This is a genomic window from Cognatishimia sp. F0-27 (assembly GCF_020667845.1).
Lineage (GTDB): Bacteria > Pseudomonadota > Alphaproteobacteria > Rhodobacterales > Rhodobacteraceae > JAFMPQ01.
Map to the genome: position 1 here is coordinate 23,624 of NZ_JAFMPQ010000039.1, position 14,474 is coordinate 38,097.

Here is a 14,474-nt window from a genome sequence, read left to right on the forward strand (position 1 = left end):
GGGTTTTGTCGTTCCGGCCAATCCAATCGCACGGCATGCAGATCGGCGAGTCGGGCTTTCGCGAGGCGGCCGGAACCGGCCGAAGAGCAGGCCAGCCTGCACACAGGCTCCGCCGGGCGCCTCCAATCCGCCCGAAAGACCGGCTTCTTGGCGCATTTTTTGGCGGAAATGCGGCCCATCTCCGTAATGGTGGGTATTTCCCTTGCGGCGCGCCGCTTCTAGGGTGGCCGAACGTAACCGATCCGCAGGGCAGCGCGAGGGGCGCTGGTCTGCATCTATCCAACGGGAGGAAAAACATGGATCGTCGTTCATTTCTGAAAGCGTCCACAGTCGGCGCAGGTGCTGCCGCTGCATCCGGTCTCGCCGCTCCGGCGCTGGCACAGGGCACGCGCACGCTCACAATGGTCACCTCGTGGCCGCGCGGTTTCGCGGTTCTCGACGACGCGGCAACCTATTTCAACACCATGGTCGATGAGCTGTCCGGCGGCTCGCTCACCATCGACAAGAAAGCTCCGGGCGAGCTTGTCGGCGCGTTTGAAGTGTTTGACGCGGTGTCCTCGGGCCAGGCGGACCTCTATCACTCGGCTGACTACTACTTCATCGGTCAGCACCCGGGTTATGCCTATTTCACCGCCGTGCCGTTTGGCGGCACCGCGCAGGAAGTGACCAACTGGTACTACCATGGCGGCGGCGAAGCCCTGCATGACGAGCTGGGCCAGATCTTCAACCTCAAGGGCATGCTGGCAGGCAACTCCGGCTCGCAGTCCGGTGGCTGGTTCCGCAACGAGATCACCTCTGCAGACGACTTCAACGGCCTGAAATTCCGCATGCCGGGCCTCGGTGGCCAGGTGCTCGGGAAGATGGGCGCCTCGGTGCAGAACATCCCCGGCGGCGAACTCTACCAGGCGCTGTCCTCCGGTGCTCTGGACGGTCTGGAGTGGGTTGGCCCGATGGCCGACGAGCGCGCCGGCTTCCAGGAAGTGGCGAAGGTCTACTACACCGCCGGTTTCCACGAGCCGGGCTCGGCACTGGCCTCCTCGATCAACCTCGACGTCTGGAACGAGCTGTCCGACACGCACAAGGCGATCCTGCGCTACGCCTCCATGGCGACCACGCATCTGCAGCTGTCCGAGACGCTGGCCAATAACGGTGCCGCGCTCGCCCGCCTGCAGAGCCAGGGTGTCAAGACGCTCCAGTTCTCCGACGACGTGTGGGACGCGTTCGGCGCGGCCTCCAAGGAAGTCATGGACGAAAACATGAACGACGAGCTGTTCGCCAAGATCCGCAACAGCTTCGAAGCCAGCCTCGCGCAGTCCGCGTCCTGGATTCAGAAGTCGGACGGCTACTACATCGAACAGCGCGTGCGTGTGCTGGGCGGCTAAGCCATACAATGCTAGAAAACCCGGAGGGCCCCTGGATCGCAGGGGCTCTCTGACGTGACGACGGATGCCTTGAGCTCTGTGCGACGGACCTGACCCGTGCGCATGAGCCCCGCGGCTCTGGGGGGACAGACTATGGAAGAAGACGGCGCAACAGGCCTGTTCGGCTGGATCCTGTGGATCCTGGAGAATCTGGCGCTTTCCTTTTACAATATCGGTTATGCGATCACGCATCCGGCAAGCTGGCTGGACTGGCTGACCTGGAACAACACGACCGAAGACAAGACGTCGCTGATGATGTTCGTCTATTACGGCGCGTCGGTTGAGTTCTTCTTTGCGGTCATTGTCACCTTCCTCGCGATCTTCATCGTCGGTGTCTGGCGCAACGAGTTCCTCTGGGGCGTCGTGCGGGCGCTGGAAGGCTTCGCCAACACCGTGGGCCGTTTCTTTGCCTGGGCGGGCCTGCTGATGGTGCTGCAACAGGTGATCATTGTGCTGATGCAGCGGATCTTCACCCGGCCGGACATCTCCATCGGGTTCGGCATCCCGCTCCAGTTCGACATTTCCTGGTTTGCCGAAGAGCTCAAGCTCTACAATGCCATGGTGGTCTGCCTGTGCCTGACCTACACATTCGTGCAGGGCGGCCATGTCCGTGTCGATCTCGTGTACTCGGCGGTCAAGTTCCGGACCAAGCGCGCCATCGACATGTTCGGCAGCCTTGTCTTTATGCTGCCTGTGGCCACGCTTGTGTGGATGTACACATGGTTTTTCATGTGGCGCTCGCTCATCGTGCCACCAGTGGCACCGACCGATCCGATCGAACGGCTGGCGCTCAAGGCGCGCGCGGTGCGCTGGAACGTGGAAACCATCGGCTTCTCGCCCAACGGCTTCACCGGGTATTTCCTCTTCAAGATCCTGATGATCGTCATGGTTGGCATGATCTTCATCCATGCCTGGGCGTTCTTCTACCGCTCGTATCTTGAATGGAAGGAAGGCCCCGAATCCGAAGGCAAATATCTCGACAAGGACGTGCTCGAGCAGGGTGAAGAACCCTACGATCACGCGGAATTCTAAGGGGCAGGACACATGATATTCGGACTAGACGGCGTCGAGATCGGCCTGATCATCGTATTCTTGCTGCTCTTCTCGGCCATTCTGTCGGGCTTCCCGGTGGCCTTTGCCATCGGCGGCGCGGGCGTTCTGAGCTTTGGCGTGATTGCCGCGCTCGACAGCGCGGGACTGCTCATACACCAGGCCATCGATACAGGCTCGGAGGCCTATAATGCGCTGGTTGCCAGCGGTATACCGGCCAAGGGGATATCGGTCTTTACGCATCCGGATCTGCCAAGGGTGGCGACGGAGTCGATCTTCCCCGACGGCAGCGCGCAGGACGCGCTCAAGCGGGTGATCGCGGGCATCACGAACCGGATCAACGAACGGGTGATCGCCGGTCAGAGCATCGAGACGCTGCTTGCGGTCCTGATGTTCGTTCTCATGGGGATCGTGCTCGAACGCTCCAAGATCGCCAATGACCTGCTGACCACCATGGCGCGGGTCTTTGGCCCCCTGCCCGGCGGTCTTGCGGTGTCCATCGTCGTTGTGGGTGCGTTCCTCGCCGCCTCGACGGGCATCGTCGGCGCGACCGTGGTGACCATGGGGCTGCTGGCCCTGCCGACCATGCTGCGCAACAACTATTCGCCGGAATTGGCGACCGGTGTGATCGCGGCCTCGGGCACGCTCGGCCAGATCATTCCGCCCTCGATCGTGATCGTCCTGCTGGGCACGCTGGCGGGCGACCTCTACTCCTCCGCGCAGGAAAGCCGCGCACAGCTTGCCGGGTGCACCGACGCGCTGACCTATCTTGGCGAACCGGCGGTTCTGTCGGTTGGCACGCTGTTCCAGGCGGCATTGCTGCCCGGTATTCTGCTTGCCGGTCTCTATGCGGCCTATGCGTTCGGCTTTGCCATGTTGAACCCCTCCAAGGCTCCGGCCGTGGAATTGGGCAGTGCCAATAACGAGCCGGTCACCCGTGGCGAGGCCTTCACCTGGTATCTGGGTGTGCCGATTGCGCTGATCGCGGGCACGATGCTGTTTGCACAGGTCAACATCGTCGGCAGCCAGTCCACCACGATTTCGAGCTTCTCGGACGTGGGGGAATCCGCCTCCTTGCGGACGAATGTGGACGAGCCTTGCCAGCAAGCGATGATCGAGCTTCATGGACAGGAGGCCTGGGACGCGGCGGTGGCCGAGCAACAGGCCATCGACAGCGCCGGCGGCGCACAGGAAAGCACACGCCGCACGGATGATGAAATCTCCGACCTGCGCGAGCAGGCGGTGGCCGATGCGGCCCCCATCGGGACCGGGCTGGCCATCCTCGCGGTGATCTTTGGTCTAATCCTGTCGATTGCGCGGGGCATCTCGCCCTCGTCCGACCCGACGCCGCTGATGATCGGTGCGGGCGGGATCGTGCTTGGCCTGATCGTGGATACGCTCTTCATCGGACCGCTCTCCTCCTCGTCGGCGACGGTGCTGGCCATGGCGCTTCCCTGGGCATTGACGCTCTATGGCTGCTATCACGCCATGCTGCGTCTGGCGCAGAACGAGTTGCTGCGTGTGGTGTTCCCGCCGCTGATCCTCATCGTTGCGGTGCTGGGCTCCATCCTGGGCGGCATCACCAACCCGACACCGGCCGCCGCGCTCGGCGCAGCGGGCGCCATCATGCTCGCCGCCTACCGCAAGCTGAAGGACGAAGACCGCAGCCCGAAGGTGATCATCTGGTCGACCCTCGCGGTGGTGCTGCTGATTCTCGTCGGAATCAACTTCGATCTGCGCATCAACACGGAGACCGTTTCGGCGGAAAGCTGGGCCGCCTTTGCCTTCGCCAATGCCCTGTATCTCTACGCGCTGTTCGGGCTGCTGTTCTCCTGCTGGGTTCTGTATCGCTCCGGCGTGCTGACGCCGGCTGTGCGGGAGACGGCCAAGGTGACGAGCATGGTTTTTACCATCCTCATCGCGTCGCAATTGCTGAACCTCGTGGTGATCTCCTTCGGCGGAGAGCATTACATCCAGCAGTTCCTGCGCAGCTTCGAGGATCCGGCGACGGCCTTCATCATCGTGATGATCATCCTCTTCATCCTCGGCTTCGTGCTCGACTTCCTCGAGATCATCTACATCGTGGTGCCGATTGTCGGACCGGTGATCTACGGCGCGCATTTCGATCCGAAATGGGTGACCATCATGATCGCGGTGAACCTGCAAACCTCGTTCCTGACCCCGCCCTTCGGCTTTGCGCTGTTCTATCTGCGCGGGGTTGCACCGAAGGAAGTCACGACCGGGCATATCTATCGCGGTGTGATCCCCTTCGTGCTGATCCAGGTCTTTGGTCTGGCGCTGCTGTGGTTCTTCCCGGGGATCGTCACGATCATCCCTGATCTGATCCCCTGACGCGAGCGCGGATACTGGGGCGAGACGCCTCCCAAACCGCCCGTTCCGGACTTTCCGGGGCGGGCGTTTTCCGTTGCAGGACTGTGGCCGGTCTTGCTGGTTGAGGCGCGGAAAGAGCGGCGGCGCGGAGTGCGGCGGCGCGCGCCAAGACATGGCCGGGGTGCCAGCCAAGGGACCCGCGGCGCGTGTTGCGGTGCCTGTCTCTTGATCCGTCGCGGGCGCTCCCTGACGCTCTGTCGCCACGCACAAGCCCGCCGGTCGTTCTGCAAAGGGTCCGAAAACCGCGCCCGGCGTCACCTGCCCTCGCGCCCCGCGGTGCACGGTCCCGCCTGTGCCGGGGCACCGGGTTCTGTTGGCGTGCTGGCCTTTCGGTGTTTGCGTGGTCCTTGCGAGGGGCGGCGGCGGCGCGCGGCGGCGCCACGCTTGGCGGGGCGATCTGGCTATGTGGCCGCTAGACGACGCGTAGGACTGGTCTCACGTGATTCGCGTTCAACGCTGCCGCGGTCCGGTTGGCGGGGACAGGCCGCAGCCCGGCCTCTCAATACTGTCCATCCGATCCTCGACGGCATGCCAGCCTTTGCACCACGCCGGTGGCTGCCTTCACCATGCGCGCATCCCCGCAACAGGGTGAAGACACGGTCCCACCCCCGCCGGAGAACCCGGTGGCTTCACGCCTTATGCACCGTGTCGTGCCGTGTCGTGCCAAGTCGTAAGAGGGATCAGACCCGTGTGCTGCCCGGCAAGGAGATATTGGCGACCTGTTCGGCAATCGGATCGGTGGAGAGCGGGTGCATTTCCGCCTCGTAGGCTTCCGGCGCGCGGAGGCGTTCCCATTGGCCCGCGCGGTGCACCTCGAGCGCGTCGAACTGGGCCTTGTAGCCCATCTTGTCGCTTCCGGGCACCCAGTAGCCGAGATAGACATAGGGCAGCCCGCTCTGGCGCGCGATATCCACGTGATCGAGGATCATCCAGGTGCCCAGCGATGCTTTTTCACGGGTCGGATCGTAAAAGCTGTACACCATAGACAGCCCGTCATCGAGCATGTCGGTCAGGCAGACAGCGACCAGATCGCCGGTTTTCGCATCGGAATATTCGATCACGCGACTGCGGATCGGGGTTTCCTCGATCATGGCCGCGAATTCGAACACGTCCATATCCGCCATGCCCCCGGTCGCGTGGCGTGCGTCCAGATAACGGCGGAACAGATCGTATTGATCTTCTGTCGCCCATGGGCTGGAGACCCGGCGCACGAGGTCCGCATTGCGCCGGTTGGTGCGGCGTTGGCTCTTGGACGGTTTGAAATCCGCCGCGACGATCCGCGCGGACATGCAGGCCGCGCAATCGGAACAGGACGGCCGGTAGAGCACGTTCTGCGAGCGGCGGAAGCCCTGCTTGGACAGGCTGTCATTGAGGGGCTGGGCATTGTCGCCCTGAAGCGCCGTGAAGAGCTTCCGCTCCATACGGCCCTCGAGATAGGGACAAGGCTGTGGCGCAGTCACGTAGAACTGCGGCGCAAGGGGCAATGAGTGGCGCATCAAGCGGATCCCAGAGTGGCGTTGGGGTCACGGTATCAAGCCTCGGAGAGAGCGCCAACCCCCACCTGTGGCTGGAAACACCCCGTTTCCCGTTCCTGAGCGAGATAGGGCGCGGGCCGCCGCAAACAAAGGGGCCAGACCGGGATGCCGGTTGACGGCCAGGGGCCGGGTGCGGCGCGGGCCGGGTGCGGCGTGGGCCGGGTGCGTCGTGGGCCCCCCCCCGGAGGGACGGGGTGCGGATGTGGTGCACTAGCGGGCGTCGCTGCCCGTCCTGAATCGCGTGGCGACGGTGTGCGAGCGGGGCCGGCGCCCGGACAGCGGGCGGGTGTGCCAGGCGGGACGGCATGCCAAGCGGCGCCGAGTGTGTAGAGCGGCACTACGCGTGGGTCACGCTTTGGGTCGCGCAACGCAGGGCCGCAGGCACCGCCTCGCACGGTCGCGGCCAATCGGCCTTGACCCCCTCGACGCCATGATGCGACGCAGCATCCGATTGCACAGTTGCACGGCACTGGGCATAAGCTTGCCTTATGCCTGTGCATTGGCCCCGATTGCCCCTTTCCTATGGGCAGAAACTGTTTCTGCTCGCCTCGCTGCCGCTGGTGCTGGCGGTTTCGGCCATTGCCGTGTTGGTGGCCGCGCAATCCCGTGCATTGGCAGAACGCGAAATCCGGGGCCTCGAAACCCAGCTGATCGAAGCCAAGAAGAGCGAGCTGCGCAACTACGTGACGCAAGCGCGCAACGGGTTCTACTTCGTCTACGGGTCCGCCGCGCCGGATGACGAAGACGCCAAGGACCAGGTCATGCAGATTTTCTCCGCCATGATCTATGGCGATGAGGGGTTCTTTTTTGTGTATGACTACGAGGGCACAAACCTCGTGTCACCGCGCCAGACCCATATGATCAATGAAAACTGGTGGGATCTCCGCGATGCCGAAGGCACACCCGTGGTGCAGGAATTCATTTTCACGGCGCGGTCGGGCGCGGGCTATGTGGAGCATCTCTGGCCCAAACCATCGACCGGAGAAGAGGCGCGGATGATCACCTATGTGACCTCCCTGCCCTCCTGGCGATGGGCGGTGGGCACGGGGGTGTTCATCGACGATATTCTCGAAACCGTGGCGGCTGCGCGTGCCGATGTGGAAGCGCGGGTGCAACGCACATTCCTCTATATCGGTGTGATCACGCTGGCGGCCTTGCTGCTGGTCTTCTGCTCGGGCCTTTTCCTCAACATCCGCGAGCGCCGGCTGGCGGATGCCAAGCTCAAGCTGCTCACGCAGCGGGTTTTCGATGCGCAGGAAGAAGAGCGCGGGCGCGTGGCCCGCGAATTGCATGACGGGATCAGCCAGATCCTCGTTGGCGTGAAATATGCGCTCGACATCACCCGGCGCAGGGTCGCGAGCGGGGATGAGCGCGCCGAGGAGACGCTGACACGCGGGATCGACCACCTCGGCGAGGCCATCAACGAGGTGCGGCGGATCAGCCGCGACCTGCGCCCCGGCGTGCTCGACGATCTGGGCCTTGGTCCCGCGATCAAGGCGCTGGCCGACGATTTTCAGTCGCGCACCCAGATCGAGACGCGGTTCGACACGGTTGTGTTCCGCAACCGGCTCGATCAGGACGCCAAGATTGCGCTGTATCGCATCGCGCAGGAAGCGCTCACCAATGTGGAGCGTCACGCGGGCGCAACCCGTGTCGATATCGACCTGCGCGGCCATCGCGCCGGCGCGACCTTGCGCATTGCCGATGACGGGCGCGGCATGTCAGACCGCTCGCGCGACGCGCGGGCCGGGATCGGGCTGCGCAACATGCAGGAACGCATGGACCAGCTTGGCGGCACGCTGCGCGTGCTGTCCTCGCGCTCGGGCACGGTGATCGAAGCACAGGTGCCGCTTACACATATGCTGCCACCCGAAGATGGCGGCCAGACAATCCGAACGCAGGTGCAGGCATGACACACCAAAACCCGGCCATCCGTGTTGTGGTCGTCGACGACCATCCGATGGTGGCCGAAGGCATCGAAGCCATTCTTGAAAGCTATGACGACCTCGAGGTGGTGGCGACGCTGTCGGATGGGCAGCAAGTGATCGACAAGGTCTCGGAACTGCGGCCGGACGTGATCCTGATGGATCTCAACATGCCCGGCGTGGGCGGGCTTTCCGCCACCGAACTGATCCTCGAAGAGCATCCCGAAACACGTATCCTCGTGTTTTCGATGCATGATTCGCCGGAATACATCACCACGGCCCTGAACCATGGCGCGCGGGGCTATGTGCTCAAGGACGTGCCGACCGACGAGATCAAGGCGGCCATCGACACGGTCATGTCCGGCGGCCGGTATCTCTGCACCGGGGCGGAAGGGGCGCTCTCGCCGCCCACCCGGCAGGCAGGCGAAGCGCTTACCACGCGCGAACAGACCGTTCTGTTGCAGCTGGCGCAGGGCAAGTCCAACAAGGAAGTCGCGCTCGCGCTGTCGATCTCCGTGCGCACGGTGGAAACACATCGCAAGAACATCAAACGCAAGCTCGGGATCAGCTCGACCGCTGGCCTGACACGCTACGCGCTGGAGCATGGCGTGTTGCAGGGAACGGGTGCGAATCTCTGAGCGCAGACCGGCGAGACAGAGAGGCGTCCTGCGCCGGACTCATCGCCGGACGGGATGGCCCGAAAGAATGAAGCCGGCGAACGCGAGAGACAGCACGCTTAAACCGTTGCGGCATGAGCGAAAACGGCGCCAGCACAACGACCGGTTCAGGGTCGACAGGCTCAGGGCAGACGCACTGTTGAACGGGCAAGGGGCGCCGCCTATGCAGATCGCGGCGCAGACCCCGTTGCCGGGGCATCAGGCGCTCAGAGCGCGACGCCGGTCTTGTCCGTGTCGCAATCCAGCCCGAAAAACAGGACCGCAGCGGGAATGATCCGCATGGTTTGCGGCGCGCTGCGCTCCTCTGCGACGCCATAACTGCCATGCGGGACATCGCCCATCCACGCGGCCACGCCGATCAGGGCTGCAAGAAGAGCCGCCTTGCACAAGGTAAAATCTCTATGAAACACAGTGCGGGTCATGGTGACCTCCTGCGGGGTTGAAGTGCTTTGAGTTCAGTTTGACCGATCCGTCACTCGCGTTCAAATCACGTCTGCGCGTTTGGATGTTGCAATGTCAGAGCGGCGGAACGGCGGCTATCCGAACCAGTGTCACACCGTTATCGGACTGCAACGTGGTGGCATCGATCTGCGCGAGCACATGACACCGGAGCTGCGCGGTCTCGCCGTTGGGAAGCGCAAGGCAGAGACGATCGCCGCGCGTATACCAATGCCCTTCAGTCTGACGGGTCGGCGTTTCGAGCACCAAACGTCCCTGTGTGAGAAAGCGGGCCTCCACCGGTTGCCCGGCCACATCGGCCAGGAAGATCCTGTTTTCGAGGGTCATTCGCAGGTCTTGTGCGGCCTGCACCGGACCGACGCACAGTCCCAGCACGATCGCCGCCGCAAGCAGCAAAGCCTTGCCCATATGGAAATCGGAGCCGTGTTTTCGGATCATCGGGCGCTCCCCCTGTAGATAAACTGTCCGGTTCAGTTTAACTGCGCGAGACGCCCTGTCCACAGTCAAATGGTGCGCAGATGCACAGCAGCCTGCGCATTCAGCGAAACCCTGCCACTTGCGCCGATCCCACGAAACATTCGGAAAGAAAAAACGCACCCAGAGACAGATTTTTTCGGGCGTTGAGTGTTGACGCCTCCCGCCCCCGCTCATAATGTCGCTCGCGCGAAGGATGGAGATCGTGATGAACCTCGTACTGGTCATTGTAGGAACAAGGCGCATGGGCCGGTAACGGCATCCTGAAAAGGACCCCATGCGCCCCCGCCTCAAAACCGGGGGTTTTTTTATGCCCGATGCTATGCCCGATACCCAGAGATTTCGCCCAACAAACCGACGCTTGCAGACGCAGGCCAACCGCAGTGTCGAATTCGGAGAACAGCGATGACACGTCAGATGACCGGAGCAAAAATGGTGGTTCAAGCCCTGATCGAGCAGGGTGTGGACACGGTATTCGGCTATCCCGGCGGGGCTGTGCTACCGATTTATGACGAAGTCTTCCAGCAGAACGCGATTCGGCACATTCTCGTCCGCCACGAACAGGGCGCGGTTCATGCGGCAGAGGGCTATGCCCGCTCCACCGGCAAGCCCGGTGTCGTGCTTGTCACCTCGGGTCCCGGCGCCACCAATGCGGTGACCGGGCTGACCGATGCGCTTATGGACTCGATCCCGATTGTTGTGCTCACCGGACAGGTGCCAACCTTCATGATTGGCTCGGATGCGTTCCAGGAGGCCGACACGGTTGGCATCACCCGCCCCTGCACCAAGCACAACTGGTTGGTCAAGGAGACCGACCGCTTGTCTGCGACGATCCACGAGGCGTTCCACGTGGCAACGTCTGGCCGGCCTGGCCCGGTGCTGGTGGACATCCCCAAGGACGTGCAGTTTGCCTCCGCGAGCTATCAGGCCAAGCCCAAGGCCAGCACGCGCCATTACCAACCGGTGGTCAAGGGCGATCCCGCGCTGATCGAACAGCTCGTTGCGGCGATGGAAACCGCAGAGCGCCCGGTTTTCTACACCGGCGGCGGGGTCATCAATTCCGGCCCTGCGGCGAGCCAGCTTCTGCGCGAATTTGTCGAGGCGACCGGTTTCCCGATCACCTCGACGCTCATGGGGCTTGGGGCCTATCCGGCGTCGGGAAAGAACTGGCTGGGCATGCTCGGGATGCATGGTCTCTATGAGGCAAATCTCGCGATGCATGGCTGCGATCTCATGATCAATGTCGGCGCCCGCTTCGACGACCGGATCACCGGCCGGCTGGATGCGTTCAGCCCGAACTCGAAAAAGGCGCATATCGACATCGACCCGAGCTCGATCAACAAGGTCATCAAGACCGATTATCCGATCATCGGCGATGTGGGCCATGTTCTGGAGGATGCGCTGCACCTGTGGAAGTCGCGCGGCCGCAAGGTCAACCGCGAGGCCATCGCGAAATGGTGGACCCAGATCAACGAGTGGCGCAAGGTGGATTGCCTGAGCTTCAAGCCGTCACCGCAGTCGATCAAGCCGCAGCACGCGCTGGCCCGGCTCGAAGCGCTGACGAAGGATCGCGACCGCTATATCTGCACCGAGGTCGGGCAGCACCAGATGTGGGCGGCGCAGTATCTGGGCTTCGAGGATCCCAACCGCTGGATGACATCTGGCGGGCTGGGCACCATGGGCTATGGTTTCCCGGCTTCGATCGGGGTGCAGATCGCTCATCCCGATGCCTTGGTGATCAACGTGGCCGGAGAAGCCTCCTGGCTGATGAACATGCAGGAAATGGGCACCGCGGTGCAATATCGCCTGCCGGTCAAGCAGTTCATCCTCAACAACGAGCGGCTCGGCATGGTGCGCCAGTGGCAGGAGCTTCTGCATGGCGAGCGCTATTCGCACAGCTGGTCCGAGGCGCTGCCCGATTTCGTGAAGCTCGCCGAGGCGTTTGGGGCGAAGGGCATCATGGTCTCCGATCCTGCGGATCTGGATGATGCGATCATGGAGATGCTGAACTACGATGGTCCGGTGATTTTTGATTGCCTCGTGGAAAAGCACGAGAACTGCTTCCCGATGATCCCGTCGGGAGAGCCGCATAACAAGATGCTGCTGGGTGATGCGTCGACCAAGGACGCAATCGGCACCAGCGGGGCGGTTCTCGTCTGATCGGCAACGCCGGAAGGCTCGAGGATAAGGGGGCGCACGGGAGACCGCGCGCCCCTTTTCTGTTTTTGGAGTCTGCGGGCGTGCGTCTGAGCGGCACGGTTGCGCGCCGGAGACCGACCCGCCCCCCTGCCCTTGCGGCCCGTTCTGCCCAAGAGTCCGCTCGATCGCGCACGGCGTTTCGGCATTTGCGGAGCAAGGTCTCTCCAAGGTCTCTCCGGGCGAGCGGGCAACGGTTGGCGGGCACGGATCACTCGGCGGCCGTCGGGCGGCCGCGCCTGTGAAGATGATGGGTCATCGCGGAGAAAAGCGCCTCGCGGCGGATCGGTTTGGTCAGAAACCCGTCCATGCCCGCCTCAAGCGCATCCAACCGGTCGCGTTCGAAGGCGTTACCGGTCAGCGCCACCACCGGACAGCGCGCCCAGCCATGGGACGCCTCGCGCGCGCGCAGCCGCTTGCATGCCTCAAGGCCGGTCATGACGGGCATCGAGATATCCATGAAAACGAGGTCAAACCGCTCCGGCTCAAAGATATTCAGCGCCGCCTGACCATTATCGGCGACGCTCACGCGGATGCCCACCCGTTCGAGCATCCGGCGCAGCACCAATTGGTTGGTGATGTTGTCCTCCACCAACAAGATGTGCAGATCGGTGTAATCCAGAACCGGGACAACCACGGGGCTTTCTTCCGGCACCGATGTCTGCCCCGTTTCGAAAGGCAGCTCGACGCAGAAACGTGTTCCCATTCCCACGGTCGAGTCCACCGAGATGGCACCGTCCATGGCTTCGACCAGCCGCTTCGTGATGGACAGGCCAAGCCCGGTGCCCTGAAACTGCCGTTCTGATCCGGTCTGCCCCTGCTCGAAGGCACAGAAGACCGCGTCAAGCTGCGGGGCGGCGATACCTATGCCAGTGTCGGACACCATGATCCGCAGACGCGCCCCATGCAGGGAGACACTCATGGCCACCCGGCCCTCATCGGTGAACTTGACCGCGTTACCAAGAAGGTTGAGCAGGATCTGCCGTAGGCGCAACGCATCGAGAAACACCGAAGGCGGCACCGCGGAGTCCACCTCGAGCGAGAGCGTCAACCCTTTGGCGTCTGCCAGTGTTTGCATGAGGTCGATGATCTGCGCCGCAAGTTCACGCAAGTTGAAACAGGTGGGATGGAGCTCCATCCGGCCCGCTTCGATCTTGGAGAAGTCGAGAATATCGGAAATCAGCTCCGTCAGCGCCAGCGCGGCGTCCCGGATCGTGCGGACGTAGCTGGCCTGCTCGCCATCAAGCGTGGTTTCACTGAGCAACTCCGTCATGCCGACAATCCCGTTCATCGGAGTTCGGATCTCGTGCGACATGGTCGCGAGGAAGGCAGACTTCGTCTTGTTGGCGGCCTCCGCCGCATCGCGGGCCTCCGTCAGGGCGAGATTGTGCTTGTGAAGCGCGGTGACATCGCTGTGCACCAGCACCTGCCCCCCGCGCGGACCGGGGCGCGCCTGCACCGAGCAGACCCGGTTCAGCTTCGGGATCCGGATCAGGACCGCGTCGCCATTTCCCAATCCATCGCGGACTTCTTCGAGGGTCTTGCTCGATGTGTCCAACCGGTTCGTTGCCGCGAGATGGGCCAGATAGGCGCTGACCGGCATACCCGGCGTGATCTCCTTCTCGTCAAGCCCGAACAACGCCACATAAGCGGGGTTGAACATCACGATGTGGTTGTTCGGATCGGTATGGTCCGTTCCGCTGGTGACCATGACCCCGTCGCCCATCGCGTTGAGCACACCGGTCAGCAACGCGTTGGACTCGCTCAGTTCCGCGTTGCTTTTGGTCAGTTGCTGCTCAAGCGTGTCGGCGCGGCTCTTGAGCGAGGCGACGAGGCTGTCGCTTTGTTCCGTCCGGCGCAGCACCGCCGACAGATTGAGCGACACACCCCGATAGCCTTCAAACGCGCCATCCGAATTGAAGCGCGGCACCGCCGCGTCGACGAGCACGGCCTTCTCTCCGGTCAGAAGAACGCGTTCATATCCAATGCATTCCACGGGTTTCTGCTGACGCAGGGTTTCGATGTAGAGATCGCTGTTGGTGCCCGATTTATCCGCGTAATCCTCCAGAAGGATCATGAACCCGAGAAGATCCCCGACGGGCATCCCCGTCACATCGGTTACCGTATCCTGGATATGGGAAAGCCGGTACTGCGCATCGGTTTCCCATGTCCAGGACGGCAAAAGGTGAACAATGTCGGACCATATCTCGAAGTCCTTTTGACGATTACTCATCCAGCGTCCAACGCCTTCGATTGCAAACCCGGGCCATGCCGGTCCTTGTAAGACTGTGCAGCTTAAGGGGAGGTGAAGATTTCCCCTGTTTCTGCGTGCTTGCACCGCCCATT

10 protein-coding genes are annotated in these 14,474 nt (G+C 62.8%); 6 read left to right on the top strand and 4 right to left on the bottom strand.

What is annotated here, in order from left to right; genetic code table 11:
* Nucleotides 1–296 precede the first annotated feature (296 nt).
* The 3 genes from J1C49_RS17940 (at nt 297) to J1C49_RS17950 (ending at nt 4,823) form a co-directional block, all read left to right on the top strand.
* Complete coding sequence (locus J1C49_RS17940; RefSeq protein WP_227447216.1) at nt 297–1,382, top strand: TRAP transporter substrate-binding protein; 1,086 nt, start codon at nt 297–299, stop codon at nt 1,380–1,382.
* A 132-nt stretch (nt 1,383–1,514) separates the two neighbouring features.
* Nucleotides 1,515–2,453: a TRAP transporter small permease subunit gene (locus J1C49_RS17945; protein ID WP_227447217.1), complete on the top strand. Its 939-nt coding sequence runs from the start codon at nt 1,515–1,517 to the stop codon at nt 2,451–2,453.
* 12 nt (nt 2,454–2,465) lie between these two features.
* Nucleotides 2,466–4,823, top strand: a complete 2,358-nt coding sequence (locus tag J1C49_RS17950; protein WP_227447218.1) for a TRAP transporter large permease subunit — start codon at nt 2,466–2,468, stop codon at nt 4,821–4,823.
* 719 nt (nt 4,824–5,542) lie between these two features.
* On the opposite strand, the gene J1C49_RS17955 is transcribed toward J1C49_RS17950, so the two are convergent.
* Nucleotides 5,543–6,358 carry an arginyltransferase gene (locus J1C49_RS17955; protein WP_227447219.1) on the bottom strand — a complete coding sequence of 272 codons (816 nt, stop codon included), beginning with the start codon at nt 6,356–6,358 and terminating at the stop codon, nt 5,543–5,545.
* Between the two features lie 527 nt (nt 6,359–6,885).
* On the opposite strand from J1C49_RS17955, the gene J1C49_RS17960 reads away from it, so the two are divergent.
* On the top strand, nt 6,886–8,310 hold the full coding sequence (locus J1C49_RS17960; protein WP_227447220.1) for a cache domain-containing protein: 1,425 nt from the start codon (nt 6,886–6,888) through the stop codon (nt 8,308–8,310).
* On the top strand, nt 8,307–8,960 hold the full coding sequence (locus J1C49_RS17965) for a response regulator transcription factor (protein ID WP_227447221.1): 654 nt from the start codon (nt 8,307–8,309) through the stop codon (nt 8,958–8,960). The genes J1C49_RS17960 and J1C49_RS17965 overlap by 4 nt, the downstream gene beginning before the upstream one ends.
* Nucleotides 8,961–9,205: 245 nt before the next feature.
* Here J1C49_RS17965 and J1C49_RS17970 read toward each other — a convergent pair whose 3' ends face one another.
* Nucleotides 9,206–9,421, bottom strand: a complete 216-nt coding sequence (locus tag J1C49_RS17970; RefSeq protein WP_227447222.1) for a hypothetical protein — start codon at nt 9,419–9,421, stop codon at nt 9,206–9,208.
* Between the two features lie 94 nt (nt 9,422–9,515).
* Nucleotides 9,516–9,896, bottom strand: a complete 381-nt coding sequence (locus tag J1C49_RS17975; protein WP_227447223.1) for a hypothetical protein — start codon at nt 9,894–9,896, stop codon at nt 9,516–9,518.
* Between the two features lie 441 nt (nt 9,897–10,337).
* Here J1C49_RS17975 and J1C49_RS17980 point away from each other — a divergent pair, with 441 nt between their 5' ends.
* Nucleotides 10,338–12,092 (top strand): acetolactate synthase 3 large subunit, encoded by a 1,755-nt coding sequence (locus tag J1C49_RS17980; protein WP_227447224.1) that lies wholly within the window; start codon nt 10,338–10,340, stop codon nt 12,090–12,092.
* 247 nt (nt 12,093–12,339) lie between these two features.
* Here J1C49_RS17980 and J1C49_RS17985 read toward each other — a convergent pair whose 3' ends face one another.
* Nucleotides 12,340–14,361 (bottom strand): response regulator, encoded by a 2,022-nt coding sequence (locus J1C49_RS17985; RefSeq protein WP_227447225.1) that lies wholly within the window; start codon nt 14,359–14,361, stop codon nt 12,340–12,342.
* Between the last annotated feature and the right edge of the window lie 113 nt (nt 14,362–14,474).

Bases quoted from the DNA above. Each gene is read 5' to 3' on its own strand.
- J1C49_RS17940 (WP_227447216.1), top strand. From the start codon at position 297: ATGGATCGTCGTTCATTTCTGAAAGCGTCCACAGTCGGCGCAGGTGCT.
- J1C49_RS17945 (WP_227447217.1), top strand. From the start codon at position 1,515: ATGGAAGAAGACGGCGCAACAGGCCTGTTCGGCTGGATCCTGTGGATC.
- J1C49_RS17950 (WP_227447218.1), top strand. From the start codon at position 2,466: ATGATATTCGGACTAGACGGCGTCGAGATCGGCCTGATCATCGTATTC.
- J1C49_RS17955 (WP_227447219.1), bottom strand. From the start codon at position 6,358: ATGCGCCACTCATTGCCCCTTGCGCCGCAGTTCTACGTGACTGCGCCA.
- J1C49_RS17960 (WP_227447220.1), top strand. From the start codon at position 6,886: ATGCCTGTGCATTGGCCCCGATTGCCCCTTTCCTATGGGCAGAAACTG.
- J1C49_RS17965 (WP_227447221.1), top strand. From the start codon at position 8,307: ATGACACACCAAAACCCGGCCATCCGTGTTGTGGTCGTCGACGACCAT.
- J1C49_RS17970 (WP_227447222.1), bottom strand. From the start codon at position 9,421: ATGACCCGCACTGTGTTTCATAGAGATTTTACCTTGTGCAAGGCGGCT.
- J1C49_RS17975 (WP_227447223.1), bottom strand. From the start codon at position 9,896: ATGATCCGAAAACACGGCTCCGATTTCCATATGGGCAAGGCTTTGCTG.
- J1C49_RS17980 (WP_227447224.1), top strand. From the start codon at position 10,338: ATGACACGTCAGATGACCGGAGCAAAAATGGTGGTTCAAGCCCTGATC.
- J1C49_RS17985 (WP_227447225.1), bottom strand. From the start codon at position 14,361: ATGAGTAATCGTCAAAAGGACTTCGAGATATGGTCCGACATTGTTCAC.